The sequence below is a fragment of the Streptomyces sp. NPDC092369 genome (assembly GCF_044755245.1).
Taxonomy (GTDB): domain Bacteria; phylum Actinomycetota; class Actinomycetes; order Streptomycetales; family Streptomycetaceae; genus Streptomyces.
In genome coordinates, this window is sequence record NZ_JBIVQP010000007.1 from 103,809 (window position 1) to 128,727 (window position 24,919).

The window sequence follows — 24,919 nt, forward strand, 5'->3', positions numbered from 1 at the left end:
GCGCCCGGAGAACCTCGGCGGAGGTCGTGAGTCAGGGGACCGCACCTGCGACCGGATCGCTGCGCCAGAAACCGCCCCGCTGCGCCTGAACCGCAGCGCGCCCGTGTCCGATCGCCGACCGCACGGGTCACACGTATCCCCGCCGCTGCACCACGCTCAAGGCCACGGCACCCAACGGGACGTTCAGCCAGAAGGTGAGCAGCCGGTAGACAAGGACGGCCGACGTGGACGCCCCGGCCGGCACGCCGAGGGCCGTCAGGCCGGCGATGAGTCCGGCCTCCAGCGCACCCAGACCCCCCGGTACGGGAGCCGCGTTAGCGATCAGCCGGGCTGCCATGTAGACGGCGCCGATCTGGACGAAGGGCAGGTCACCGCCGAGCGCGTGGACGCTCATGGCGAGGCCGACCACCTGGATGAGCGGCAGGCCGAGGGCGCCGACGACACCCACGACGACCTTGGACGGTTCGGTCGCGATGCCGGCGACGGTCGATCCGGCCGCGCGCAGGAACGGCCACACCTTCTCGTGCAGGAAGCGACGGCCGCGCGGGGTGAAGGCGAGCAGGGCTCCGGCGGCGAGCACCAGGGCGAGGGCCCACAGCAGATAGCGGCTGTCGGGCAGGTCCAGGTGCACGCCGGCATGGTGCCGTCCCGCCCAGGCGAAGAAGACCGCGGCGACCACGGTGTTGGACACGGCGCCTGCCAGGCTCTGCAGCCCGACGGATGCCGTGGCCGCGCCGGTCTCGATCCCCGTCTTCTGCAGATAGCGCAGGTTGAGCGCCATGCCGCCGACGTTGCTCGGCGTGATCCGGTTGAGGAGCGAACTGGCGAACTGCACCTGGTAGGTGGGACGGAACGGCAGGCGGTCGGGGATGGTGCCCAACTGCAGGCAGGTCGAGAACCCCTGAGAGATGAAGGTGACGGGCAGCACCGCGAGCAGCCACCACCAGTTCGCGTCGCGCAGCGCGTCAACCGCCGCCGGGAAGTTGGCCAGTTGCGGCAGGACGAGGTGGAGGATCAGGAACGCGCCCACCAGCCCCAGGACGCTCTTCCAGGTGAAGCGGGCCAGATGCGCGAGCGGCACCGCCTTCGTGCCGGCGGCCGTCTCGACCTCGGTCGCGAGGTCGTGCAGCAGGCTGGGCCGCCCGCCGGCACGCAGCGTGCGCCGGCCGGTCCCGCGACTGTCCGCCCGCGCACGGGCGGCGTCGTACCGCGCGACCTCGTGCCGCGCGGGGCCCATCAGCGCGAGCGGCTGGAGGTAGGGCAGCGCGGTCGCCAGGCGTTCGGGTCCCAGACCGGCGAGCGCACACGCGGTGGCGCGCCGGGGGCCGACCCGTATCGCGGTCGTGGCGAGCAGTTCGGCGATGTCTCCGCCGAGCATCTCGGGCGGCGCGTTGAGCCGGCCGCGAGCGAACGCGGCGAGCCGGCTCCCGCCGTCCGCCTCGACCAGCACGTGCTCCGGGCGCAACTCCCCGTGTCCCAGCCGGTGTTCCTGGAGCCGGGCCACTGACGTCCACACCCCGGTGAGGACGGGGTCGGTCCACTCCTCGTCGGTCAGGGCGGACAGCGCGCGGGCGTCCTTGTCCACGGTCGCCACGAGCGCGCCACCCGCGGCCACCGGGTACGCCATCACGGGTTCGGCCACCCTGGCGCCGGTGCGGGCGGCGAAGACCAGCATGAGCAGTTCGTGCTCGGCCGCCCCCAGCGCCGACTGGACGGCAGCGGCCGACGGGTGGCGCAGGAGGGTCCGCCGGGCGAGCCGGCTGAACAGATCGCGGTTGTGCTCCTCGGCGGCGAGCACCCGTACCGCAAGGCGGGATCCGGTGGTGGTCTCGGCCCGGTAGACGGTTCCCTCCCCCGGCCGCTGCTCGGTCGCGGGCAGCTCACGCAGGGTGGCGACCGGGATCCCGGAGGCGACAAGGGCGTCGGCGACGGCCCGCGCCGACGGGCGGTCGGGCGGTGCGCCGATCATCAGCAGTACGGCGGACCCGGCGGTGCCACCGACGGCGAGCGCGGCGACGGCGTCCAGCGGCACGATCCCCGCGGCGGCGACGCTCAGCACGGCGCACACGCAGGTCAGCCCCCACAGGGTCCGCCGCAGCCGCGCCCCGAGCCAGGGCCCCGCGGCCACGACCGCGGCCGCGCAGGCCGCCAGGTACACGGCCGACGGCCGACCCGCGCCGACCAGTCCGCCCCGGCCGACCAGCACCTCCGGCCAGCCGTCCGGCCTGCTGTGCGCCAACGCCAGGTGGGTGAGCGACCACGCGGCCAGCGCGCCCAGGGCGGCCGCGGGCACGACCCGCAGCACCGGCGCGATCCGCCGCCGTACGCACCACACCGCCAGGGTGGCGACCGGCGCGAGCACGGCGACGACCTGGACCGTTCCCACGAGGCCGTCCCGCAGCGCGGGAGGCAGGGCGGTCACCGTGCTGAGCAGCCCGTCCTGGGCCGCGCGGGCGAAGTCACGGGTCGCGACGGCCAGCAGCACCGTCACCACCAGGACGGCCAGGGACACCAGCAGCCGCCACAGATCGGCCGCCCGGCGCACGGCCCGTGGCGGCGGAACGTCGATCACCGGCGCCGGGGAGCCGTCCGGCGCTCCACCGGCTTCCGACGCCGGGCGGCCGGTCCCGTCTCCGATCACCTTGATCACGCGGCTCCTCGTCGACCTGCCGACAACGCGGGACGCGGCACTCGCGTCTCCTCCCAGCGTCCTCCCCCACTCGGGCGGACCCGATGCTCTCCTCAGAACATGGTCCGCGCATCCCTCACATGACTGCAACGCGTCCCGCGACGGCCGCTCGGGTCTCGTCGGTCGTGAGCAGGTCGAGGCTGAGGTGGCGGTCGCGGTCGCGGTCGCGGTCGTGTGACAGATCGCGGCGAACGGCCGCGACTCCACCGTTCACGGCAAAGGCCACGGCCGCGACCGGCACCGGGGGCTCGGTCGAGGTCGGGCACCGGGAGCTCGGGCGAGGTCGGGCACCGTGCGACGCGCCCCCGCTGCATGCCAGACACGAGTCGACACCCTCGTACGTGACCCTCTTCGCCGTCTACGCGTTCATGAGCGCGGCGAGGGACGGCACCCGCCCTTCGCCGGCGACCCGGGGGGCAGGTCTTCGGCCGGCTGCTGCTCGCCGTGCCGTCGTTGGCGGCCGACGTCGTCGCGCCGGCATGGCCCGGCAGCACGGCGCTCGCGCTCACGATCCGGATCGCCGCGTGGGCGCTGACGACGGGCGCCATAAAGATCGCCCTCGCTTTCCAGCGCGGCGAATCGGCGGGCGAGCGAACCCTGTTCCCGCTGCCGGCGCGCGGTCTCGATCGGCCCGCGTTCGTGCTGCTCGTCGGCCCGGAAATCGGCGCGGGCTCGCCGGCCACCGTCCTCGGGCTGTTCAGCATCTTCTACGGCGCCTCGGCGGTCTTCGGCGTGTTCGATCCGCGCAGCCGCCGTACCGGGGCGAGCAGGTCCGATCGGGTCAGCGTCCAGCCGTAACGTGCTCCGGCGGGGGCGGCGCCGTGGGGCGTCGGCCCTGCCGCCGGCGTCACCGGTCGGATTCGGCCGTCCACCCCTGTGGGCCGCCCGCCGCGTCCTGCAGTTCTCGGCGCTCCTGCCGCCCCTCGTCATGGGCGGCATCGTGCTGCGCGAGCAGGGACAGCAGCTCGGCCACCGTCAGCCCCGCCTCGGCGGGGTGGCGCAGACTGGTCCCCCGCTCGATGCGATAGGTGTTGGAGCGGCCCTGTCGGGTGTGGCTGAGATAGCCGCCGTCCTCCAGATCGGAAACGATCTTCTGGACGGCGCGCTCCGTGAGTCGACAGCGCGCGGCGATGTCGCGGATGCGCGTGGTGGGATCCTCGGCGATCGCGGCCAGCACGCGGGCGTGGTTGGTGAGAAACGTCCAACCGGTGTGTGATTCCGGTACTCCAGACATGCCCACATCGTAAGCCGTTTGATTCGCGCATTCAAAAGGGTGAACCAGATTTCCTGTATCTCTTGACGTACGCGCCGTCCCGGAGCAAGTCTTGGGGTGGTGAAACACGCGCGGACCCCCACGGAGCGGCTGCCATGCCAGATCGAGCACCTTCAACGCCATGCACAGCGGTTGACGAGGTCGCTTTCACACAGTCGGCCCCGTCGTCGAGCGGTCGCCGGCCGCCGCTGGGGATCGAGACACACCCCGCGGGCGACTGGACGCTCGTGGTCGTGTCCGGGGTGCTCGACATCCACACCGAGCAAGCCCTGCACGACGCTCTGCGCGAAGCCCTCGGCCGGTCGGTCCACGGCATCGACCTCGATCTGAGCGGCGTGGAGTTCTGCGACTGCTCCGGCCTCAACACGCTCCTGAGCATTCGCCGGCGCGCTCTCGACGCGGGCAGGACCGTCACAATCCAGGTCGCCAGCACGGTCGTGCACCGACTCCTCTCGATCACCGGCACGCGCTCTCTCTTCGCCGTCCTGGACGAGGACGACGAGGAAGGTCCTACGGCATCGGGTGCGCCCGCCGAGGCGGAAGGGATCGCACTCGGCGAGGCCGACCAGGACCTGCGCATCGAACTCGTCCAGCTCCGACGCGCCATGCAGACCAGGCCCGTGATCGACCTCGCCCGCGGGGTACTGATGGCCTCGTTCGGCCTCAGCGCCGAGGACGCCTGGAAGGTCCTGGTCACGCTCTCGCAGAACACCAACACCAAACTCCATCAGGTCGCCGACGACTTGGTGGGCGCCGTCACGGGAGCCGCCCTCCCGGAGTCCTTCCAGCAGCAGGTGGCCGCGACGGTCGACAGAGTCCAAGCGGAGCCGGCGGCACCGTGGGGCGGCTGACAGTGAACTCGCCGTCTTCATAACCGAGTTGACCGCATCACCCGAGGACACCATCGGAGGACCCGAGGGACGGACGTGGGAACCGAGGCGGAGGGTGTCCGGGCAGTAGGAATCCAGGCGGTAGGAATCCAGGCGGCGCGAATCGACACCGGCAGGCCCCGACTCACTGACCCCCGGGTCCCACAGGAACGTCTCCGCGAAGGGTGATCCGGTGCATGACGCGGTGCTGGTCGCCGTAGTCGCGGTTGGCGTAGTGCGAGGTGGCGCGGTTGTCCCACAGGGCGACGTCGCCCGGCTGCCAGCGGTGGCGGACGGTGTGTTCGGGCTTGACGAGATGGGCGTAGAGGATGTCGAGGATCCCGCGGCTCTCGTGCTCCGAGACACCGACGATGTGCGAGGTGAAGCCAGGATTGACGAACAGGCCCTTGCGCCCGCTCTCGGGATGCACGCGGACCACCGGATGCTCCACGGGGGCCAGCGCCGTGACCACCTCGCCCTCCCAGACATTGCCGCGTCCCCCGCGCTTCCGCGCCAGGTAGTACCCGAACTCGCGGCTGCCGTCGTGCACGGCGGTGAGCGGATCGATCAGCGCCCGCAGTCCCGGTGAGAGCGACTCGTAGGCGAGTTGGCTGTCGGCCCACGACGTGTCCCCGCCGTGCGGCGGCAGGACCACGGCCCGCAGTACGGAGATCGCGGGCGGACGCCGCATGAACGTCACGTCGGTGTGCCACACGTCCGCGAACCCGTTGTCCTGGCTGTCCAGGGCGTACACCTCGTCGGGCACGTCACCGGAGTCGTGCACCGGGTGACCCGCCGTGACCTCGCCCAGGCGCCGGCCGAAGTCGATCTGCGCGTTGTCGTCGATTCCCTGGCCGGGCAGGAACAGCACCTTGTACGCCACGAGCGCGGCCCGGACCGCCGCGACCTGCTCGTCTCCCAGGCGGCCGAGGTCGACTCCGTGCACCTCGGCGCCGAAGCTCGGCCCGAGCGGGGTGATGCGCAGGCCGGCCGCCGCGTCGGTGATGACTGTCATGGTGTCGATCCTGATCCCCGGATCTGCCGATCGCGCTCTCGCGGGTGCGATGTTCACGAAGGTGAAACGATCGGCGTCGTCGCCGGCCCGCCGGCCTGCCGCCGATCTGCCGCCGATCCGCCGCCGATCAACCTTCGACCGGCCGGCCCCCCGAACACACGTTTCCTTGCCAGCCCTCGGTACCGAAAGGTTCACTGGTCGGGTGCCGACCTTCGCCACCACGCTGACGGGCTTCTGGCCCTCGCGTCGTGTCTACGTCTTCGACGTGTTCTGTTGCCGCGCGCCGTTCCCGCCGCCCGCGCAGCACCCTTCAGAACACTCGAGAACAGAGGTCCACCATGTCCGTGACCGATGAACTGCTGGCCAACAACGCCCGCTACGCCGAGACCTTCTCCGGCCCGCTCCCGCTGCCGCCTTCGAAGCAACTCGCCGTCGTGGCCTGCATGGACGCCCGGCTGAACGTGTACGCGATCCTCGGCCTGAACGACGGCGAGGCACACGTCATCCGCAATGCGGGCGGCGTGATCACCCAGGACGAGATCCGCTCGCTCGCGATCAGCCAACGCCTGCTGGGCACCCAGGAGATCATCCTCATCCACCACACCGACTGCGGCATGCTCACCTTCACCGACGACGGGTTCAAGGCCACGGTCGAGGAGGACACCGGTATCCGTCCGTCCTGGGCGGCGGAGGCCTTCGGCGATCTCGACACGGACGTCCGCCAGTCGATCGCGCGCATCAAGGCCGACCCCTTCGTCGTGCACAAGGACCGCATCCGGGGCTTCGTCTTCGACGTCGCGACCGGGAAGCTCAACGAGGTCAACTGACAGCCGGGCAGCCGCTCACGCCGAGGTCCCGGACGGGCCCGGCGTGAGGGGCCGCTCCCGGTTGGTGACGCCGTAGAGAACGGCGTCGGCAATGACAGCGGCGCAATGGCTGGTGGCTACACGACCCTGGGCTGGTCGATCATGCTTCCGACGTTGTGGTAGAACACCCGGTTCTCGATGATCTTGCCGTCCTTGAGCGTGAACTGTTCGATGAAATGGGTCAGTTCACCGGTCGCGACGTCCGTGATGCCGACACATGCCGCGACGCGGTCGCCGTCGGCGATGGTGTAGTGCACGGTGATCTTGGAGACGTCGAGGTAGTTCGGCAGGATCTGGGCGAGGCCGAGAAACTCGTCCTTGCCGTGGTAGGCCTTCCCGAAGGGCAGGAACACCGGCTCGATGACCGCGACGTCCTCGGAGAGGTAGGAGAAGACTCCCTCGACGTCACCGCGGTTCGCCGCCGCGAACATGGCTTCGACGACAGCGCGGTTCTGCTCGGTCGGTGATGTGGCTGCGGACATGGCGTATCTCCTCTGAGGCGAAGGCTCTGGTGAGTCGAGAACCCCGTTGGGGTTCAGCGGTCGATCGTGGACTCGTTGAAGTCGTCGTGCCGGGCACCGGTGGCCGGTGTGAGGGTGTCGAGCCGCCGCAACTGGCCGACGGTCAGGGCGACACCGTCGGCCGCGGTGTTCTCCTCGACGCGAGCGACGCGCCGGCTGCCGGGGATGGGGGCGATGTCCCCGCCCTGGGCCACCAGCCACGCCAGCGCGATCTGGGCCGGGGTGGCACCGACCTCGGCCGCGATGTTCCGTACTTCTTCCACGAGTTGCAGGTTCTGGTGGAAGGCCTCGCCGACGAAACGCGGATTGGTCTTGCGCCAGTCGCCGTCGGGGATCTCCTCCGGCGTGCGGATCTCGCCGGTCAGGAACCCGTGCCCGAGAGGCGCGTAGGGGACGAGGCCGATGCCCAACTCGCGGAGCAGGGGCAGCAGTTCGGTCTCGACGTCGCGGGTCCACAGGGAGTACTCGGTCTGCAGCGAGGAGATCGGGTGCACGGCGTGGGCACGGCGGATCGTGTCCGGAGATGCCTCGGACAGGCCGATGTGCAGGACCTTGCCTTCGGCGACCAGTTCGGCCACGGTGCCGATGGTCTCCTCGATGGGGGTGTTCCGGTCGACCCTGTGCTGGTAGTAGAGGTCGATCCGGTCGGTGCGCAGACGCTTCAGGGAACCCTCGACGGCGGTGCGGATGTTGGCCGGACTGCTGTCGAACAGGTCGGTTCCGTCCCCGGCATGGGACAGGATGCCGAACTTCGTGGCGAGGACGACCTGGTCGCGCCGACCCTCCAGTGCCTGACCGACGACCTCCTCGCTGTGGTACGGGCCGTAGCTCTCAGCGGTGTCGATGTGGGTGACGCCGAGGTCGAGCGCGCGATGGACGGCACGGATGGATTCGGCGTCGTCCAGGCCGCCGCCGGAGAGAAGGGTGCCGGCCATGGACATGGCACCCAGACCGATCCGGGAAACCCGCAGGCTCCCCAGCATGGCGTGCTGCATCAGAGAACTCGTTTCTCGTCGAGAGCGTCGAATTGCCGAAATGTAGAGATGTCGAAATGTCGAAATGTCGAGACGAAAGTCGGGGCCGCGATCAAAGTCGAGGTCGCTCCCGCTCCCGGTCCCGATCCCGATCCCGGTTCCCGTCCCCCACCGGCATCCAGCCAACATCCGTCCCCCACATCCCGACAGGCACTGCGAAAAGGGGTACTCGCAGGGACCCCTTCCGGGCGGCGGACCGGGCCTACCCTTGATCGCATGGACGAGAAGGAGGCCGCACGGGCGGCGGTCCGCGAGTTCCTCACCACCCGCCGCGCCCGGGTCACCCCCGCCGACGTCGGCCTTCCTGCGCAGGGCGCCCGCCGTCGGGTGAAAGGCCTGCGCAGGGAGGAGGTCGCGTTGCTCGCGGGGGTCAGCCCGGAGTACTACGTGCGGCTCGAACGCGGCCAGGCGACCGGGCCCTCCGCCGGAGTCGTCGACGCCGTCGCCGGTGTCCTGCGTCTGGACGACGACGAACGCGCCCACCTCGGCCGGCTGCTGGCCGCGCTGACCCCCGCGGCCCGCAAGCGGCGCCGCGGGACGGCGAAAGACCTGGTCACCCCCGGAATCCGGGTGCTGCTCGACTCCATGGACCATCTGCCCGCGGTGGTCTTCAACGGCCGGTTCGACATCCTCGCGGTCAACGCACTGGGGCGCGCCCTCCTCGCCCCCGTGTTCGACCTGCCCGGGCGGACGAACAGCGCCCGCTTCCTGTTCCTCGACGAGCCCCGGGCCCGGGACCTGTTCCCCGAGTGGGACCGGATCACCGCCGACACTGTGGCGATACTGCGCATCGAGGCCGGCCGTCACCCCCACGACCCGGACCTGACCGAACTGATCGGAGAGCTCGCGACCCGCAGTACGGAATTCCGGACGCGCTGGGCGACCAACGACGTACGGACCGCCCGAGCCGGCGCGAAGACCTTCCGCCACCCCCTCATCGGGGAGGTCACGCTGCCCTACGAGACCCTCCGCATCGACGCCGCCTCCAGCCAGATCATCAGTGTCTACACCCCCCGTCCCGGCACCCCCGAAGCCGACGCGATCCGCCTCCTGGCCAGTTGGAACGCCGACGACCAACGGACCGACGCCTCTTGAGGGCGGCGTTGGCGCGTTCGCCGCGGGTGCACATGCGGATGCGGTCGCGTGCCCGTTTGCGTCCGACATCTTTCGATTCGCGAGGTTGGGGCGTACGGTCTGTTCTCCCCGCGAAGGGAGCCCGCCGCTTCACTCCCCCGGGAGCGGCGGGCCTGCGCGTGCCGGTCGAGGCGCGCGCCGTGGGGATCTTGATGTGGGCGACCTGAGCGCGTGAGGCGATATTCCGGCGAACCGGGGTAGCCGCCAGACACCCGGCGGTTGGTCGCCCACTCTTCGAGGAGAACGATGTTCGCACTCACGTCCCGTCGTCTGCGCGGCATCGCCCGTCGGGTCTTCGGCTGGCAGCAGCTGCGTCCGGCCCAACTGAGCGCGATGAAGGCCGTGATGAAGGGGCGTGACGTACTGGCCGTCATGCCGACCGGTGCGGGCAAGTCCGCCGTGTACCAGGTGCCCGCGGTCCTGCTGGGCGGTCCGGTCGTGGTCGTCTCGCCGCTGATCGCGCTTCAGCGGGACCAGATGCAGAGCCTGCTCGGTTCCGGCGCGCTGCGCGCCGCCGCCATCAACTCCGCGCAGCGCCGGAGCGACAACGAGACGGCATGGGCCCGCATCAGCGCCTCCTCGGTCGACGTGGTCTTCCTCGCTCCCGAGCAGCTCGCCAAGCCGGACGTCACGGACCGGCTCGCCGCCGTGCGGCCCCGGCTGCTGGTGGTGGACGAGGCACACTGCGTGTCGTCCTGGGGGCATGACTTCCGGCCGGACTACCTGCGGCTGCGCCATGCCCGTCGGCGGCTCGGCAACCCGCCGGTGCTCGCCCTGACCGCGAACGCGGCGGCCCCGGTACGGCGGGACATCGCCGAACGTCTCGGCATGAACGACCCGGTGGAGATAGTCGCCGGTTTCGACCGCCCCAACATCCACCTGGAGGTGACGGCCTTCCAGGACAGAGCAGCCAAGGAGCGGTTCGTCGTGGAGCGGGCGGCCGTCGAGGAGAAGCCGGGCATCCTCTACGCGGGGACGCGGAAGGCGGCGGACAGTTACGCCGAGCAGTTGAGCGACCTCGGCCTGTCGGCGGCGAGCTATCACGCGGGCCTCTCCGCGGCCGAACGCGGCCGGACCCAGGACCGGTTCAGCTCCGGTGAACTCGATGTGGTCGTGGCGACCTCGGCGTTCGGCATGGGCATCGACAAGGCGAACGTGCGGTTCGTCCTGCACGCGTCCGTCCCCGGCTCACTGGACGCCTACTACCAGGAGATCGGCCGCGCGGGCCGAGACGGGGCACCGGCCAGGGCGATCCTCGCCTACCGCTCGCAGGATCTGGGCCTGCAACGCTTCTTCGCCGCCGGCGCTCCCGACACCGACGCCCTGCGCCGCGTCGCCGAGCGCCTGCGCGCCGAGGCGGGCGCCGTGCCCGCGACCCGGCTCCGCGCCGACTGCGACCTCAGCGCGACGGCACTGTCCGCCGTGCTGAACCTCCTGGAGGAGGCCGGGGCGGTCCGTACCGAGCGGGACGGCAGCCGCTTCATCGGCGCGGTCGACGGCGACGGCGGCCGCTCGGACGACGACGTCGACACCGTTGTGCAGAATGCCCTCGACGTCCACGCCACGCACGGCAGACTCGAACAGTCGCGGGTCGACATGATGCGCGGGTACGCGGAGACGACCGACTGCCGACGGCGGTTCCTCCTCGGATACTTCGGCGACTCCGTCACCGTCCCGTGCGGAGGGTGCGACAACTGCGCGGACCCGCTGGCCAAGCGCGCGAGCGGGCTGCGGCGCGGGCGGTCCGGGGACGCCGTACGGCCGGACAGGGCGGCCGTACGCCGGCGACGTCGGACCGGGTCCGATGCGCGCGCCGGCGCCTCCGCGGGAGCCGCCCGGGCGGCGGAGTCGGCCGGACACTCCGCCGCGGGCGAGCACGCCTACCTGCCGGGCGTCCGCGTGCGCCATGACCGGTGGGGCCAGGGCGAGGTCATGAGCGAGGGCGACGGCAGGATCACCATCCTGTTCGAGTCGGTCGGCTACCGCACCCTGTCGCTGGCCGTGGTGACGGACAAGCGGCTGCTCGTCGCGCTGCCCGGCTCACCGCGCTGACGCGCGTCCCGCGCGCCGAGAAGCGGGCTCGGCCATGAGGACCTCACCTGCGCACCATGCTGCCCGGAAGCACTGGTCACGCTCGTGGTCAGCGGCCGGCTCGTCACCGGCTCGACGGCTCGCTCCTGAGCACTCCCGCCGCAGGGCCTCGACCGTCGAAGATCTCCACCATCCCGAAAAGAACCTGTCACACGCGGGCCGGAATCCCCTTTCGGGTGGGCAGGGTTGGCACTGGTATGACCGAACTCAGCGAAAAGACCGTCGACCCCACCACCAGCGATCTCCAGGCCTTCACCCAGGACTGGCTGGACTGGTACCGCGGGCAGGAGGAACGGCTCGCCGCTCCGCACGGATTCCTGGCCATCACCGGCCTGCACTGGCTCGACGACCGCCCGCAGCGCTTCCCGGACGCGCCGGGCGCCTGGTGGACCGACGCCGCCGGGGTCGCCGTCACGCTCGACGAGGGCGAGGAACTCGTCGTGGACGGAACACCGGTGACCGGCGAGCACCGCTTCGGCGTGCTGCCCGAGCGCGGTGGCGTCAACGCCGTCTGGGGCGATGCCGTGATCGAGGTGGCCAAGCGTGGCGGACACGACATCGTCCGCCCGCGGCACCCGGACGCGCCGCTGCGCACCGCCTTCGCCGGCACCCCCGCCTACGCGCCCGACCCCCGCTGGGTGGTGAGCGGTCACTACACCGCCTTCGACGAACCGCGTCCGACGACGGTGGGCGCCGCGGTCGAGGGACTTGAGCATGTGTACGACGCACCGGGCCGGGTCGAGTTCGAACTGGACGGGCGTCCCCTGGCCCTGACCGCGTTCCCCGGACACGGCCCGGGCCGGTTGCTGGTGCTCTTCACCGACGCCACCTCCGGCGTGACCACCTACGCCGCCAACCGGTCCCTCTCCCTCGACGCGCCGGCCGCCGACGGCACGGTCGTCCTGGACTTCAACCGCGCCGCGAACCTTCCGTGCGCCTACACCGACCTGGCCACCTGCCCGCTGCCACCGGCGGAGAACCGGCTGGCGGTGGCCATCGAGGCCGGCTTGAAGACGCCCCGTGAGCGGGACGGGGCCGACAGCGGGGAAGGGGACGGGGCCTGAGTCTCGTACCGATCGCGGTGAACCGCGGCGCTGATACGGCAGTTCGGCGCCCTGTGCGGTTCACCGCCCGGCCTCGGCGATCCAGTCGTCCGGGCCAGTGGCAGCATCGGCAACAGAATGGATGCGGCCTGTTGTTGAATTCCCGTCAGGATTTCCCGGCATTCGGATCAGGGGACTTGCGCGCAAAGCACCTTGCCCCAATGGGCAATTGGCGAGGACCGAAAGGGTAGGCACGTCACCGAATCGTCAGCAATTGGCGGCCTCGCCAGGGGAGTTCACCCCTACACTGCGGCATCGAGGGCCGAGGACCGGTTGGCCGGCCCCCTGATTTCGTACGCGCGAGGTTCCGGCGCATGGACTCGTACGGTCGCCGCGCCCCTACCCGCGCAACATGCTCGGAAATTCTTCTGGAGGTACAGCAATGAAGCATGCCAAGCGCGTGGTTCTCACCACCACGGCCGTGGCCGTCGCGACCGTCGGCACGTTCCTCGGCGCGACGGCCGGTCAGGCGGCGACCCCGCAGACCACCCGCCCCGTCACCACCGTCGACGTTCCCGAGGCGCTGAAGGTCCCCGACGGCAACAAGCTCACCGGCGTCTTCTCCGCCGCCGGCGTCCAGACCTACACCTGCACCAACGGCGCCTGGACGCTGCTGGAGCCGGCCGCCACCCTGTGGGCCAGGCACGACCGCACCCACCGCTCCGTCGCCCTCCACTCCCGCGGACCCGTCTGGGTCTCCACGGTGGACGGCAGCGCGGTCAACGGCTCCGCGATAGCCAACTCCCCCAAGACCGGCACCATCCCGGAGCTGCTCCTGAAGGCCACCGCCACCCGCGGCACCGGGACCTTCGGCGGTGTCTCCTACATCCAGCGCCTGAACACGGGCGGCGGTGTCGCCCCCACCACGGCCTGCACCGGAACCGACCAGGTCAGCGTGAAGTACACCGCCACCTACGCGTTCTACAAGCCCGCCGCGTGACGCGCTAGGCGGTGGCGGCGGCAGTGATCTCCCGGACGATCCCGAGGAGGCCACTGCCGCCGCTATGCTCAGCCCCGCTCGAACAGTTCGAGCCAAATGACCAACGGCGGACATCGACACCGCCGCGAAGGAAACGTGAGCGAGCGCGTGTTATCCGAAGAGGGCGATCCCCAGGCGGCGACGAGTGCGCACCGCGGCTCGGGACGACTGATCGCCGGGCGGTACCAGCTCCACGAAGTCCTCGGCAGAGGCGGCATGGGCACCGTCTGGCGCGCCCACGACCAACTCCTCGACCGCGCGGTCGCCGCCAAGGAACTGCACATCCTCACCCACGGCGACGAGGAGCACCGCGTCCGGGTGCGCCGCGCGATCCGTGAGGCACGTGCGGTCGCCCGGGTGTCGCATCCGCACGTGGTGGGCGTCCACGACCTGGTCGAGTCCGAGGACCGGCTGTGGATCGTCATGGAACTCGTCGAGGGACCCTCGCTGGCCCAGCGACTCGCCGAGAGCGGACCGCTCACGCCGCAGCACGCCGCCGCCCTCGGCGTGCAACTGCTCGACGCGTTGGCGGCCGTGCACGCGGCCGGCACCCTGCATCGCGACGTCAAACCCGCCAACGTCCTGCTGCGCCGCGACGGCAACGCCGTCCTCACCGACTTCGGCATCGCGGCCCTGGACGACGGCGAGTTGCTGACGACGACCGGCGAACTGGTCGGCTCCCTGGAGTTCATGGCGCCCGAGCGGGTGATGGCAACCGAGGTCGGGCCGGCCTCCGACCTGTGGTCACTGGGCGCGACCCTCGCCACGGTATGCGGCGGCCGGTCCCCCTTCCGCCGGCCCGCCCACCCGGCGACGCTGCACGCGGTCGCGTACGAGGAGCCCGTCCTGTCCGGGCAACTCGGCCCGCTGCACCCGGTGATCGAGGCCCTGCTGCGCAAGTCCCCGGGCGAACGCCCGCCGACGGCCACCGCGCGTGCCGCACTGTGGCGGGTCGCGGCGGGCGAGACGACCGCCGACCTTCTGCCGTCGCCGACGGTACGCGTGCCGCGGTCCTCGCCCTCGTCGGTCGACGCGGACACGGTGACCAGCGGCCGCCAACGGCCCGCCCCGCCCTGGGGAACCGTCCCGACGGCGACGCACACCACATCGCTCAAGCCCGCACAGGAGCCGCCGGGGCGGTCGTCCCGCTCGGGTCCACGGCGCGTGCTGTGGGCCCTCGTCGGTACGGCGGTGCTGGCGGCGGGTGTCGTGGGCGGGCTGTTCCTCACCGGGACGCTGCCGCTCAAGGACGGCCCGAAGACGACGACCACCACGTACGTCGTCAAGTCGGCGACCAGTTGGCAGCCGGTGACTGGAGTGAGCGTCCGGCGCGGAGACCGGGTCACCGTGCGGTTCGTCTCGGGGCAGTGGACGGCCGACTACCGCAACATGCCGATGACCGGCCCGGCAGGCTACGACGCGACCACCGACAAGGTGCTCGCGGGCGCGACGGGCTGCAAGATCAGGCCCGCCTCCCCCTTCGGCAGCCTGCTGGCCCGCCTCGGCGGCAAGCAGGGCCACCCGATCCACGCCGTCGGGCGGAAGGTGACCTTCCGGGCGACCGGGAACGGCACGCTCGAACTGGCGATGAACGACTACGCCGGACTCTGCTCCCAGGACAACAGGGGCAACCTGACCGTGGAGGTCGGCATCACGCGCCAACCGTGACCCTTCCCTTCCACCCGCCCCCTGGTCAAAGGCTCCCGGCGACCGTTGCCCCACGCACTTGGGCCAGGTCCTGGCCGGATCTCAACTACCCGCAGATTCAGGCTCGTTGGCGGGTACCCATCTCTCCAACGACGAGGTGGGCAGGGGTGGGGGGAGCTGGCTGCCATGGCGCAGGCGGAGGAGCACGCGGCGATGGGCCGGTCGAACCGGGCCCGGCGCCGGCAGACCGTACGCGAGTTACGCAGGTCGGGGCGGTACGGTCCCCGGTTCCGCGATGTGCTGTCCGGGCTCGCCGGACTCGTGGTCGTCGTCTGCGCCGGCGTCACGGCGCTCGCCCTGTCGTATCGCGCGTTCGGCCCGCTCGCCCCTGCCGCGATCCTCGTCCTGCTCACGTTCGTGGCCGTCACGGTCCACCGCCGGCGCCGCCCGCTGGCCCGCCGCCGGCGCGGCTACTACACGCCCGAGGAACTGACCGAGCTCGACGTCCCGGAGCTGGTGCTCGCCGTGGCGCGGATGCTGCGCAGGGACGGCTGGCGGGTACTGCCGCTGCCCGCGCAGGACCGGCCCGCGCTGGCCGCGCGCGACGACCAGGGGCGGCTGCTCGTCGTGGGGTTCCGCCCGGTGGCCGAGCCGCTGCCCGACGAGGAACCGGTCTGGCGCCGCCGCTCGAAGGGCCGTGGCACGGCCGGCCCCGATCTGCGTCTCGTCGTGCACCGGGGGACGTTCGCCGCCAGGGACGTCCGCTGGGCGGCCCGCCAGGGCCACGTCCACCTCATCGACGGTCCCCGCCTGGAACGCTGGGCCGAGGGCACCCCGCTGTACGACCTCGGCGACACCCTCGCGGCGCGCGCCCTGCCCGAATCCTGAAACGCGGGTGCGAAGAGGTCCCGGTCACACCCTCGGCGAGGGAAAGCTCACACGGTGTGCCTCGCTGCGCCGCAAGTGATCTGCCCTAGCATCCGAGCATGACGGTCCTGCCTGACGACGGGCTTTCCCTGGCCGCCGAGTTCCCTGACGCTACGCACGAGCAGTGGCAACGCCTGGTGGAGGGCGTGCTGCGCAAGTCGGGCAAGGACGTCTCGGGTACGGCAGCGGAAGACGCCCTGTCCACCCCTCTGGAGGACGGGCTGCGCACCCGCCCCCTGTACACCCCGCGTGACACCGCCCCCGACCCCGGCCTGCCCGGTTTCGCGCCCTTCGTGCGCGGCGGCCGGCCCGAGGGCACCACCCTCGGCGGCTGGGACGTACGGCAGCGGCACGCCTCCCCGACCGGTGAGGCGGTCCTCGCGGACCTGGAGAACGGCGTCACCTCGCTCTGGCTGACCGTGGGCGGGAACGGCATTCCGGTGTCCTCCCTCGGTCAGGTGCTCGACGGCGTGTACCTGGACCTGGCGCCGGTCGTGCTCGACGCGGGCCGGGACACGGAGGCCGCCGCGCGGGAACTGCTGCGGCTGTACGAGGAGCGGGGCGTCGCCAAGGAGGCGGCGCGCGGCAACCTCGGCGCCGACCCGCTGGGACACGAGGCCCGCACCGGCGAGGCCCTGGACCTGCCGGATCTGGCCGGGCTCGCGCGGTTGTGCGCAGAGGAGTACCCGGGGCTGCGGGCGCTGACCGTGGACGCGCTGCCGTACCACGAGGCCGGCGGCTCGGCCGCGCAGGAGCTCGGCACCTCGCTGGCGACCGGCGTCGCCTATCTGCGGGAGCTGACCCGACACGGCATGAGCGTCGAACAGGCCTGTGGGCAGCTGGAGTTCCGCTACGCGGCCACCGCCGACCAGTTCCTGACGATCGCCAAGCTGCGGGCCGCGCGCCGGTTGTGGGCACGGGTCGCCGAGGTGTCCGGGGCGCCGGGCGCGGGCGGGCAGGTGCAGCACGCGGTGACCTCGCCGGTGATGATGACCCGGCGCGACCCGTGGGTGAACATGCTGCGCACGACGATCGCCACGCTCGCCGCCGGGGTCGGTGGCGCCGATGCCGTCACTGTTCTGCCCTTCGACCACGCGGTGGGCCTGCCGGACGCGTTCGCGCGCCGCATCGCCCGCAACACCTCCACGATCCTGGTCGAGGAGTCGCACCTGTCCCGGGTGATCGACCCGGCCGGCGGCTCCTGGTACGTGGAGCGGCTCACCGACGAACTCGCCCACGCGGGCTGGGAGTTCTTCCGGCACATCGAGCAACTCGGCGGCCAGGACGCCGCGTTGCGCTCCGGACGGCTCGCCGAGGACCTGGCCGAGACCTGGGCCGCACGCAGCGCGAAGCTCGCCAAGCGACGTGAGCCCATCACCGGCGTCAGCGAGTTCCCCCACCTCGGCGAGAAGCCCGTACAGCGCGCCCCCGCACCCGAGCCGCCGGCCGGCGGCCTGCCCCGGGTCCGCCGGGACGACGCGTACGAGGCACTGCGCGCCCGCTCCGACGCGCACCTCGCGGCCACCGGCTCCCGGCCGCGCATCTTCCTGGCCACGATCGGCCCCGCCGCCGCGCACACCGCGCGCTCGACCTTCGCCTCGAACCTCTTCCAGGCGGGCGGCATCGAGCCGGTCACCGGAGGTACCTTCGAGGAGAGCGGCGCCACGGAGGCCTGTCTGTGCTCCAGCGACGCGCTCTACGAGGAGCAGGCCGCGCAGACCGCCGGGGCACTGCGGGCCGCGGGCGCCCGACAGGTGTTCCTCGCCGGCCGTCCGGGGCAGTACACCGACGTGGACGCCTACGTCTTCGCGGGCTGCGACGCCGTGGCCGTGCTCTCCGCCACCCTCGACCGCATGGGAGTGTCGTGATGGGAATCCCCGACTTCACCGGGATCGACCTGGGGACCCCGCACACCGACGGGGGCACCGACGAGTGGCGTACGTCCGTCAAGCGCGCCGCCGACGGCTCCGACCTGCTCTGGGAGACCCCGGAGGGCATCGCGGTCAAGCCGCTCTACACCGGCCGTGACCTGGAGGGCCTGGACTTCCTGGACACCTACCCGGGCATCGCGCCGTATCTGCGCGGCCCGTACCCGACGATGTACGTCAACCAGCCCTGGACGATCCGCCAGTACGCGGGCTTCTCCACGGCGGAGGAGTCCAACGCGTTCTACCGGCGCAATCTGGCGGCCGGGCAGAAGGGCCTGTCGGTCGCCTTCGACCTGCCCACGCACCGGGGCTACGACAGCGACCACCCGCGCGTGACCGGTGACGTCGGCATGGCGGGCGTGGCGATCGACTCGATCTACGACATGCGCCAGCTCTTCGACGGCATCCCGCTGGACAGGATGACCGTGTCGATGACGATGAACGGCGCCGTGCTGCCCGTGCTGGCGCTCTACATCGTCGCCGCCGAGGAACAGGGCGTGCCGCCCGAGAAGCTGGCCGGGACCATCCAGAACGACATCCTCAAGGAGTTCATGGTCCGCAACACCTACATCTATCCGCCGAAGCCGTCGATGCGGATCATCTCCGACATCTTCGCCTTCACCTCCCAGCGGATGCCCCGCTACAACTCCATCTCCATCTCCGGTTACCACATCCAAGAGGCGGGCGCGACGGCCGACTTGGAGCTGGCGTACACCCTCGCCGACGGCGTGGAGTACATCCGGGCCGGGCGGGACGCGGGGATGGACGTGGACGCGTTCGCGCCCCGGCTCTCCTTCTTCTGGGCGATCGGCATGAACTTCTTCATGGAGGTCGCCAAGTTGCGGGCCGCGCGCCTGCTGTGGGCCAAGCTGGTCAAGCAGTTCGACCCGCAGAACGCCAAGTCCCTCTCCCTGCGCACCCATTCGCAGACCTCGGGCTGGTCGCTGACCGCGCAGGACGCCTTCAACAACGTCACGCGTACGTGCGTGGAGGCGATGGCGGCCACGCAGGGCCACACCCAGTCGCTGCACACCAACGCCCTCGACGAGGCGCTCGCGCTGCCGACCGACTTCTCGGCTCGTATCGCCCGCAACACCCAGCTGCTGATCCAGCAGGAGTCGGGGACAACGCGAGTGATCGATCCGTGGGGCGGCAGCGCGTACGTGGAGCGGCTGACGTACGACCTGGCCCGGCGGGCCTGGCAGCACATCGAGGAGGTCGAGGCGGCGGGGGGCATGGCCAAGGCCATCGACGCCGGCATCCCCAAGCTGCGTATCGAGGAGGCCGCCGCCCGCACCCAGGCGCGTATCGACTCCGGACGCCAGCCGGTCATCGGCGTGAACAAGTACCGCGTGGAGACCGACGAGGAGATCGACGTTCTCAAGGTCGACAACTCCTCCGTACGCGCCCAGCAGATCGAGAAGCTGCGGCGGCTGCGCGCGGAGCGGGACGAGCGGGCCTGCCACGACGCGCTCGACGCGCTGACCCGGGCGGCCGGCGGCGAGGGCAACCTCCTTGAGCTGGCCGTGCACGCGGCCCGTGCGAAGGCGACCGTGGGCGAGATCTCCGACGCGCTGGAGAAGGTGTACGGACGGCACGCGAGCCAGATCCGTACGATCTCCGGCGTGTACCGCAACGAAGCAGGCGAGTCCCCCTCCGTGGACCGCACCCGGACCCTGGTCTCCGACTTCGAGGAGGCCGAGGGGCGCCGGCCGCGCATCCTGGTCGCCAAGATGGGACAGGACGGCCACGACCGCGGCCAGAAGGTGATCGCCACCGCCTTCGCCGACCTCGGCTTCGACGTCGACGTCGGCCCGCTGTTCCAGACCCCGGGCGAGGTGGCCCGCCAGGCCGTGGAGGCGGACGTGCACATCGTCGGGGTGTCCTCGTTGGCCGCCGGACACCTCACCCTCGTACCGGCGTTGAAGGAAGCCCTGGCCGAGGAGGGCCGCGAGGACATCATGATCGTGGTCGGCGGTGTGATCCCGCCGCAGGACGTGCCCACGCTCCTGGAGATGGGCGCGGCGGCCGTCTTCCCGCCCGGCACGGTGATCCCGGACGCGGCCTACGACCTGGTGAAACGGCTGGCGACCGACCTCGGCCACGATCTGTAGCCCCGCATGGCAGCGATCGATCTCGAGACGTATGTGAAGGGTGTCCTCGACGGGAAGCGGGCGCTGGTCGCCCGTGCGATCACGCTCGTCGAGTCCACCCATCCCCGGCACCGGGCCCTGGCCCAGGCGCTGTTGACCGAACTGCTTCCGCACAGCGGCCGGGCCCGGCGGATCGGGATCAGCGGGGTGCCCGGGGTGGGCAAGTCGACGTTCATCGACGCCTTCGGCACCATGCTGACCGCGCTGGGACACCGGGTGGCGGTGCTCGCCGTCGACCCGTCCTCCAGCCGCACCGGCGGCTCGATCCTGGGCGACAAGACCCGCATGGAACGCCTCGCCGTGGATCCGGCCGCCTTCGTCCGGCCCTCCCCCACCGCCGGGACGCTCGGCGGGGTCGCCAAGGCCACCCGCGAGTCGATCGTGGTGATGGAGGCGGCGGGCTACGACGTGGTCCTGGTGGAGACGGTCGGCGTGGGCCAGTCCGAGACGGCCGTCGCCAACATGGTCGACTCCTTCCTGCTGCTCACCCTGGCCCGCACCGGCGACCAGTTGCAGGGCATCAAGAAGGGCGTGCTGGAGCTGGCCGACGTGATCGCCGTGAACAAGGCGGACGGTCCGCACGAGCGGGACGCCAAGGCGGCGGCGCGTGAACTGGCGGGCGCACTGCGGCTGATGCACGGCAAGGACGTGTACTGGGCACCGCCCGTGCTCAGTTGCAGCGCCCGCGAGCAGACCGGCCTGGACACCGTCTGGGAGCGACTCGAACAGCACCGCGCGCTGCTGGAATCAAGTGGGCGGCTCGCCGCCAAGCGCCGGGACCAGCAGGTCGACTGGACCTGGACGATGGTCCGCGACACACTCCTGGGCCGTCTGCACGCCGACCCGAAGGTGCGGGAAGTCGCGCCCGACCTCGAACAGCAGGTGCGCGAGGGGAAGTTGACGGCGACACTGGCCGCGGAGCGGATCCTCAAGGCGTTCGGGGACGCGACGGACTGAGGGGGCGCGGCGCCTGGTTCGCGGAACGCGGCGCCGCGCCGACGGATCGGGACACCGGGCTCACGGATCGGGGCAGCCCTTGTCCGAGCCCCTGGTCTGCTGTCCGTAGACGCTGGTCACGTCGACCGTCACCGGGTTCGCGGACTGCGTGGCGACCCGGTGCGCCGCGGCGGCCGTGCAGATCAGCTGCCGTATCGCGAGGCCGGTCAACCGGCCCATGCCGCCGGGGAGTTCGATGGAGAGGGTGTCGTCCCGCACCGTCACGGTCGGCGCGTCGTCCCCGGTCTCGTCGGATCTCCCGTCGACCGCGTCGGCCTTGGACGTCGGGACGGGCGCGACGCTCGGCATCCCGGGCACCTCGCTGGCCAGGCCCTCGGACTGCTCCCGGTCGGTCGGGCCGAGCAGCAGCAGGTCCAGGGCCGTCCCGGCGTCCCCGGGCTCGGCGGTCGTGCGCGGGACCGCGACGAGCGCGCCGCCGTCCCGGACGAAGTAGACGGACGCGACCGAGGCGATCCCGCTGGCCGGGCCGCCGGCCTCCACCACGCCGGTCGCGGGGATCCCGCAGGCGGACAGCGCGAGCAGCGACGGTGCCACCAGCAGCGGGAGCCGGTGCGTGGCCTTCATGAAAGGTTCTCCTCGGACGACTCGTCCCGCCGCAACGGGAGTTCGACCGTGAAGACGGCACCGCCCGCCGGATGGTTGGCCGCGCGGACGGTTCCGCCGTGCATGCGCACGTTCTCGGCGGTGATCGACAGGCCCAGGCCGCTGCCCTCGGAGCGGGTTCTCGCGGTGTCCGACTTGTAGAACCGCTCGAAGACGTGCGGCAGTACGTCCTCGGGGATGCCCGGGCCGCCGTCCCGTATCTCGATGACCGCGAGGCGGCCGGCAGCGTCGAGTCCGCTCGCCTCCAGGCTCACGCGCACGGGACGGGTGCCGTGCCGCAGAGCGTTGCCGACCAGGTTGGCGACGACCACGTCCAGACGGCGCGGGTCGACGCGTCCCCGCACCACGTCGGGCGCAGGCAGCCGCGTCTCCACCGTGTCCGACCAGCCGCGCGAGGCGAGGGTGCGGCGGATCGACTCGGCGAGGTCGATCTCGTCCAGGTGCAGCTCAGCCGCGCCCGCGTCGAACCGGGAGATCTCCATCAAGTCGTCGACCAGACGGGCGAGTTTGACCGTCTCCCCGCTGATCAGCCGCACCGCGGTGGCCGTGTCCGGGTCCAGCCCGGCGGCGTCCTCGTCCAGGACATCGGTCACCGCCGACATCGCGGCCAGCGGGGTGCGCAGCTCGTGCGAGACGTCGGCGGCGAAGCGCCGGGCCCGCGCCTCCATCCCGCGCAACTCCGCCACCGACGTCTCAAGGGCGGCGGCCGTCTCGTTGAACGTGTGGGAGAGATCGGCGAGTTCGTCGGACCCGTTGACCGCGAGCCGGGTGTCCAGCCGGCCCTCGGCGATGCTGCGGGTGGCGTCCCGCAGCGCCCGCACCGGCAGCAGCACGCCCCGCGCGGCGAACAGGGCGAGCACCACGGCGAGCAGCAGGGCAGGCACCATGGCCCGCTCGACGGAGGTCACCAGGGCGTCCACGTACGCCTGTTCCTCGGTCTGCGGCACGACCAGGAACACCCGGACACCGGACGCCGTCCGGGCTCCGTCGGGAGGGCCGAAGGTGACCGACATGCCGACGACGAGCGAGGTGCGGCCGCTCTCGCGCACGCGTTGGAACACGGTGGCCCGGCTGCTCGCGACGGCCTCGCGCACGTCGGGCGTCAGCTCGGGGAAGGTGTCGCCGGCGACGGAGGGGGCGCGCAGGGTTCTGTAGGTGGCCAGGACGCGCCAGTCGCCGGGTGCCTCGGTGGCGGCCACGTCGGCCGCGAAGCGCTGGAGCGCCGACTGGTCCGGGGGGTAGCCGAGTGCGGGTGCGCGTTCGTTGATCTGGGTGCGCAGTTGTCTGATCGTGGCGTCCTGGCTCTGCTGGAGCACGCCGGTGCGGGCCTCCCGGAAGGTCAGCGCGCCGGTCGTGGCGGCGGCGACGGTGGCGACGAGCCCGAAGGCCACCACCAGGCGCGGGCGCAGGCCGCGCAGCCGGCGCGCGCGGCGCGTTCCGCGCGTCTTCACGGCGCCGCGAAACGGTAGCCGAAGCCGCGCACGGTGTGGATGTACCGCGGCGCCTTGGGCGGCTCGGACATCTTGGTGCGCAGTCGCTTGACGCAGGCGTCCACCAGGCGGGCGTCACCGTGGTAGTCGTGCTCCCAGACCGCCTCCAGCAGTTGCTGTCTGCTGAACACCTGCCCCGGCGAGGCGGAGAGCGTGAGCAGCAGCCGCGTCTCCGAAGGGGCGAGGGCGATCGGCGCCCCGCCCAGCGTGACGGTCAACCCGGCCCGGTCCACGGCGAGTTCACCGTAGGTGTCGATCTTCGGCAGCCCCGTCCCGGCCGGCGCTCCGCCCGCACGGCGCAGGACGGCACGTATGCGGGCGTCCAGCACCCGGGCCAGCACCGGCTTGACCACGTAGTCGTCGGCGCCCGCCTCCAGGCCGACAACGATGTCCACCTCGTCGCCCCGCGCCGTGGCGATGATGATCGGCAGCGTCTGGTCCACGGCCCGGATGCCCCGGCACACCTCCAGACCGGTCATGCCGGGCAGCATCAGATCGAAGACCACGATGTCCGGCCGGAAGCTCCTCAACCGGTCCATGCCCTCTTCCCCCGTCGCGGTCGCGGCGACGTCATGGCCCTGTCGGCGCAGGGCCAGGTCGACGCCCTCGCGCACGGCGCGGTCGTCCTCGATCAGCAGTACTCGTGCCATGCGCACAGTATCCACAGGGAGATGACCAAGGCGGGCGTTATCGTCTCGTTATCTTCTGGGCCAGATCCGATCACATTGCGGTCGCACCGTAAACGATCGTGACAGCGCACAAGGAGAAACCCCCAAGCCGTCGTCGGAAGGGATCCGCCCACGCCGCCACGCGGCACGGGCGGAGACAACTGACGGGGGGTTTGGCCGCGTTGGCGGTTCTCGGTGTCGTCGGGTGCGCGGTGGTGGCCTGGCTGCCGGCCGACTCGAACGGGAAACGGTCGCCGACGGAGCCGACAGCGAGCGCCACCGGGAAGGCCGAGGGGACGCCGAGTTCCTCCGGCCCCGCCATCCCCCGCAACGGTCCGGGCACGTTCGTCACCGCACCCGGTGGCAGCGAGCGCGTCGGCAAGGGCAGGGCCCTGCGCTACAAGGTCGAGGTGGAGGACGGCATCGACCTGTCCCCGGCGGACATCGCCGAGCAGGTCGAGCGCGTCCTCGCCGACCCGCGCGGCTGGACGGCCGACGGACACTCGGGCTTCCAGCGGGTCTCCACCGGCGCCACCGACTTCGTCGTCAAGATCGCCACTCCCGGCACCGTGGACAACGTCTGCGGGCAGTACGGCCTGGAGACCGGCGGCGAGGTCAACTGCAGCGTGGCCCACAACGTCATGGTCAACCTCAAGCGCTGGGAAGAGGCAACTCCCGTCTACGCCAAGGACGTCACGGCCTACCGGGCGCTCATCATCAACCACGAGGTGGGCCACTTCCTCGGCCACGGCCATGTCACCTGCCCCGCGAAGGGCGATCCCGCCCCCGCGATGATGCAGCAGATCAAGGGCATGCACGGCTGCGTCCCCAACGTCTGGCCCTACACCGCCGACGGCCGCTACATCACCGGCCCCGCGGTCCCCTGACCATCGATCACCCCCTTCGATCGAC

The 24,919-nt window shown here is 71.6% G+C and carries 21 protein-coding genes; 13 read left to right on the top strand and 8 right to left on the bottom strand.

What is annotated here, in order from left to right; genetic code table 11:
• Window positions 1-127: 127 nt before the first annotated feature.
• Window positions 128-2,650: a flippase-like domain-containing protein gene (locus ACIQI8_RS35550; protein WP_402359990.1), complete on the bottom strand. Its 2,523-nt coding sequence runs from the start codon at window positions 2,648-2,650 to the stop codon at window positions 128-130.
• Window positions 2,651-3,142: 492 nt separating this feature from the next.
• On the opposite strand from ACIQI8_RS35550, the gene ACIQI8_RS35555 reads away from it, so the two are divergent.
• Window positions 3,143-3,487, top strand: a complete 345-nt coding sequence (locus ACIQI8_RS35555; protein ID WP_402359993.1) for a DUF308 domain-containing protein — start codon at window positions 3,143-3,145, stop codon at window positions 3,485-3,487.
• Between the two features lie 49 nt (window positions 3,488-3,536).
• On the opposite strand, the gene ACIQI8_RS35560 is transcribed toward ACIQI8_RS35555, so the two are convergent.
• Window positions 3,537-3,923 carry a helix-turn-helix transcriptional regulator gene (locus ACIQI8_RS35560; protein ID WP_402359996.1) on the bottom strand — a complete coding sequence of 129 codons (387 nt, stop codon included), beginning with the start codon at window positions 3,921-3,923 and terminating at the stop codon, window positions 3,537-3,539.
• A gap of 134 nt (window positions 3,924-4,057) precedes the next feature.
• Between ACIQI8_RS35560 and ACIQI8_RS35565 the strand changes: the two genes are divergently transcribed.
• The gene (locus ACIQI8_RS35565) at window positions 4,058-4,813 is read left to right on the top strand and encodes an anti-sigma factor antagonist (RefSeq protein ID WP_402359998.1); all 756 of its coding nucleotides are present in this window, start codon (window positions 4,058-4,060) and stop codon (window positions 4,811-4,813) included.
• A gap of 163 nt (window positions 4,814-4,976) precedes the next feature.
• On the opposite strand, the gene ACIQI8_RS35570 is transcribed toward ACIQI8_RS35565, so the two are convergent.
• Window positions 4,977-5,846 (bottom strand): TauD/TfdA dioxygenase family protein, encoded by an 870-nt coding sequence (locus tag ACIQI8_RS35570; protein WP_402360001.1) that lies wholly within the window; start codon window positions 5,844-5,846, stop codon window positions 4,977-4,979.
• A gap of 338 nt (window positions 5,847-6,184) precedes the next feature.
• On the opposite strand from ACIQI8_RS35570, the gene ACIQI8_RS35575 reads away from it, so the two are divergent.
• Complete coding sequence (locus ACIQI8_RS35575) at window positions 6,185-6,673, top strand: beta-class carbonic anhydrase (protein WP_402360003.1); 489 nt, start codon at window positions 6,185-6,187, stop codon at window positions 6,671-6,673.
• Between the two features lie 116 nt (window positions 6,674-6,789).
• Here the strand turns inward: ACIQI8_RS35575 and ACIQI8_RS35580 are convergent, their stop codons facing one another.
• A complete protein-coding gene (locus ACIQI8_RS35580; RefSeq protein ID WP_402360006.1) occupies window positions 6,790-7,194 on the bottom strand; it encodes a nuclear transport factor 2 family protein in 405 nt (134 codons plus the stop codon).
• A gap of 53 nt (window positions 7,195-7,247) precedes the next feature.
• On the bottom strand, window positions 7,248-8,228 hold the full coding sequence (locus ACIQI8_RS35585) for an aldo/keto reductase (protein WP_402360009.1): 981 nt from the start codon (window positions 8,226-8,228) through the stop codon (window positions 7,248-7,250).
• A 255-nt stretch (window positions 8,229-8,483) separates the two neighbouring features.
• On the opposite strand from ACIQI8_RS35585, the gene ACIQI8_RS35590 reads away from it, so the two are divergent.
• From ACIQI8_RS35590 to meaB, 9 genes are all read left to right on the top strand, one after another.
• Complete coding sequence (locus ACIQI8_RS35590) at window positions 8,484-9,362, top strand: helix-turn-helix domain-containing protein (RefSeq protein ID WP_402360012.1); 879 nt, start codon at window positions 8,484-8,486, stop codon at window positions 9,360-9,362.
• A 285-nt stretch (window positions 9,363-9,647) separates the two neighbouring features.
• On the top strand, window positions 9,648-11,453 hold the full coding sequence (locus ACIQI8_RS35595) for a RecQ family ATP-dependent DNA helicase (protein WP_402360015.1): 1,806 nt from the start codon (window positions 9,648-9,650) through the stop codon (window positions 11,451-11,453).
• Between the two features lie 236 nt (window positions 11,454-11,689).
• A complete protein-coding gene (locus ACIQI8_RS35600; protein ID WP_402360018.1) occupies window positions 11,690-12,556 on the top strand; it encodes a DUF1684 domain-containing protein in 867 nt (288 codons plus the stop codon).
• A gap of 421 nt (window positions 12,557-12,977) precedes the next feature.
• Window positions 12,978-13,535 carry a DUF3455 domain-containing protein gene (locus ACIQI8_RS35605; protein ID WP_402360021.1) on the top strand — a complete coding sequence of 186 codons (558 nt, stop codon included), beginning with the start codon at window positions 12,978-12,980 and terminating at the stop codon, window positions 13,533-13,535.
• A 147-nt stretch (window positions 13,536-13,682) separates the two neighbouring features.
• Window positions 13,683-15,242, top strand: coding sequence for a serine/threonine-protein kinase (locus ACIQI8_RS35610; RefSeq protein WP_402360024.1), 1,560 nt, complete (start codon window positions 13,683-13,685; stop codon window positions 15,240-15,242).
• Window positions 15,243-15,407: 165 nt separating this feature from the next.
• A complete protein-coding gene (locus ACIQI8_RS35615) occupies window positions 15,408-16,109 on the top strand; it encodes a hypothetical protein (protein WP_402360026.1) in 702 nt (233 codons plus the stop codon).
• A 98-nt stretch (window positions 16,110-16,207) separates the two neighbouring features.
• Window positions 16,208-18,016, top strand: coding sequence for a methylmalonyl-CoA mutase family protein (locus ACIQI8_RS35620; RefSeq protein ID WP_402360029.1), 1,809 nt, complete (start codon window positions 16,208-16,210; stop codon window positions 18,014-18,016).
• Window positions 18,016-20,190, top strand: coding sequence for a methylmalonyl-CoA mutase (scpA, locus tag ACIQI8_RS35625; RefSeq protein WP_402360032.1), 2,175 nt, complete (start codon window positions 18,016-18,018; stop codon window positions 20,188-20,190). Before ACIQI8_RS35620 ends, scpA begins: the two co-directional genes overlap by 1 nt.
• Before the next feature lie 6 nt (window positions 20,191-20,196).
• Window positions 20,197-21,186, top strand: a complete 990-nt coding sequence (gene meaB, locus ACIQI8_RS35630) for a methylmalonyl Co-A mutase-associated GTPase MeaB (RefSeq protein ID WP_402360035.1) — start codon at window positions 20,197-20,199, stop codon at window positions 21,184-21,186.
• Window positions 21,187-21,246: 60 nt separating this feature from the next.
• Here meaB and ACIQI8_RS35635 read toward each other — a convergent pair whose 3' ends face one another.
• The 3 genes from ACIQI8_RS35635 to ACIQI8_RS35645 are packed head-to-tail and all read right to left on the bottom strand — an operon-like array spanning window position 21,247 to window position 23,989.
• Entirely contained in the window at window positions 21,247-21,810 is a 564-nt protein-coding gene (locus tag ACIQI8_RS35635; protein WP_402360038.1) for a hypothetical protein, read from the bottom strand.
• A complete protein-coding gene (locus tag ACIQI8_RS35640; protein ID WP_402360041.1) occupies window positions 21,807-23,300 on the bottom strand; it encodes a sensor histidine kinase in 1,494 nt (497 codons plus the stop codon). The genes ACIQI8_RS35635 and ACIQI8_RS35640 overlap by 4 nt, the downstream gene beginning before the upstream one ends.
• On the bottom strand, window positions 23,297-23,989 hold the full coding sequence (locus ACIQI8_RS35645) for a response regulator (RefSeq protein WP_402360044.1): 693 nt from the start codon (window positions 23,987-23,989) through the stop codon (window positions 23,297-23,299). The genes ACIQI8_RS35640 and ACIQI8_RS35645 overlap by 4 nt, the downstream gene beginning before the upstream one ends.
• Before the next feature lie 200 nt (window positions 23,990-24,189).
• Between ACIQI8_RS35645 and ACIQI8_RS35650 the strand changes: the two genes are divergently transcribed.
• Window positions 24,190-24,894, top strand: a complete 705-nt coding sequence (locus ACIQI8_RS35650) for a DUF3152 domain-containing protein (RefSeq protein WP_402360047.1) — start codon at window positions 24,190-24,192, stop codon at window positions 24,892-24,894.
• The last annotated feature ends 25 nt before the right edge of the window (window positions 24,895-24,919 follow it).

Excerpts from the sequence above, each read along its gene's own strand:
- ACIQI8_RS35560 (WP_402359996.1), bottom strand. The coding sequence starts at position 3,923 with ATGTCTGGAGTACCGGAATCACACACCGGTTGGACGTTTCTCACCAAC.
- ACIQI8_RS35565 (WP_402359998.1), top strand. The coding sequence starts at position 4,058 with ATGCCAGATCGAGCACCTTCAACGCCATGCACAGCGGTTGACGAGGTC.
- ACIQI8_RS35570 (WP_402360001.1), bottom strand. The coding sequence starts at position 5,846 with ATGACAGTCATCACCGACGCGGCGGCCGGCCTGCGCATCACCCCGCTC.
- ACIQI8_RS35575 (WP_402360003.1), top strand. The coding sequence starts at position 6,185 with ATGTCCGTGACCGATGAACTGCTGGCCAACAACGCCCGCTACGCCGAG.
- ACIQI8_RS35580 (WP_402360006.1), bottom strand. The coding sequence starts at position 7,194 with ATGTCCGCAGCCACATCACCGACCGAGCAGAACCGCGCTGTCGTCGAA.
- ACIQI8_RS35585 (WP_402360009.1), bottom strand. The coding sequence starts at position 8,228 with ATGCAGCACGCCATGCTGGGGAGCCTGCGGGTTTCCCGGATCGGTCTG.
- ACIQI8_RS35590 (WP_402360012.1), top strand. The coding sequence starts at position 8,484 with ATGGACGAGAAGGAGGCCGCACGGGCGGCGGTCCGCGAGTTCCTCACC.
- ACIQI8_RS35595 (WP_402360015.1), top strand. The coding sequence starts at position 9,648 with ATGTTCGCACTCACGTCCCGTCGTCTGCGCGGCATCGCCCGTCGGGTC.
- ACIQI8_RS35600 (WP_402360018.1), top strand. The coding sequence starts at position 11,690 with ATGACCGAACTCAGCGAAAAGACCGTCGACCCCACCACCAGCGATCTC.
- ACIQI8_RS35605 (WP_402360021.1), top strand. The coding sequence starts at position 12,978 with ATGAAGCATGCCAAGCGCGTGGTTCTCACCACCACGGCCGTGGCCGTC.
- ACIQI8_RS35615 (WP_402360026.1), top strand. The coding sequence starts at position 15,408 with ATGGCGCAGGCGGAGGAGCACGCGGCGATGGGCCGGTCGAACCGGGCC.
- ACIQI8_RS35620 (WP_402360029.1), top strand. The coding sequence starts at position 16,208 with ATGACGGTCCTGCCTGACGACGGGCTTTCCCTGGCCGCCGAGTTCCCT.
- scpA (WP_402360032.1), top strand. The coding sequence starts at position 18,016 with ATGGGAATCCCCGACTTCACCGGGATCGACCTGGGGACCCCGCACACC.
- meaB (WP_402360035.1), top strand. The coding sequence starts at position 20,197 with ATGGCAGCGATCGATCTCGAGACGTATGTGAAGGGTGTCCTCGACGGG.
- ACIQI8_RS35635 (WP_402360038.1), bottom strand. The coding sequence starts at position 21,810 with ATGAAGGCCACGCACCGGCTCCCGCTGCTGGTGGCACCGTCGCTGCTC.
- ACIQI8_RS35645 (WP_402360044.1), bottom strand. The coding sequence starts at position 23,989 with ATGGCACGAGTACTGCTGATCGAGGACGACCGCGCCGTGCGCGAGGGC.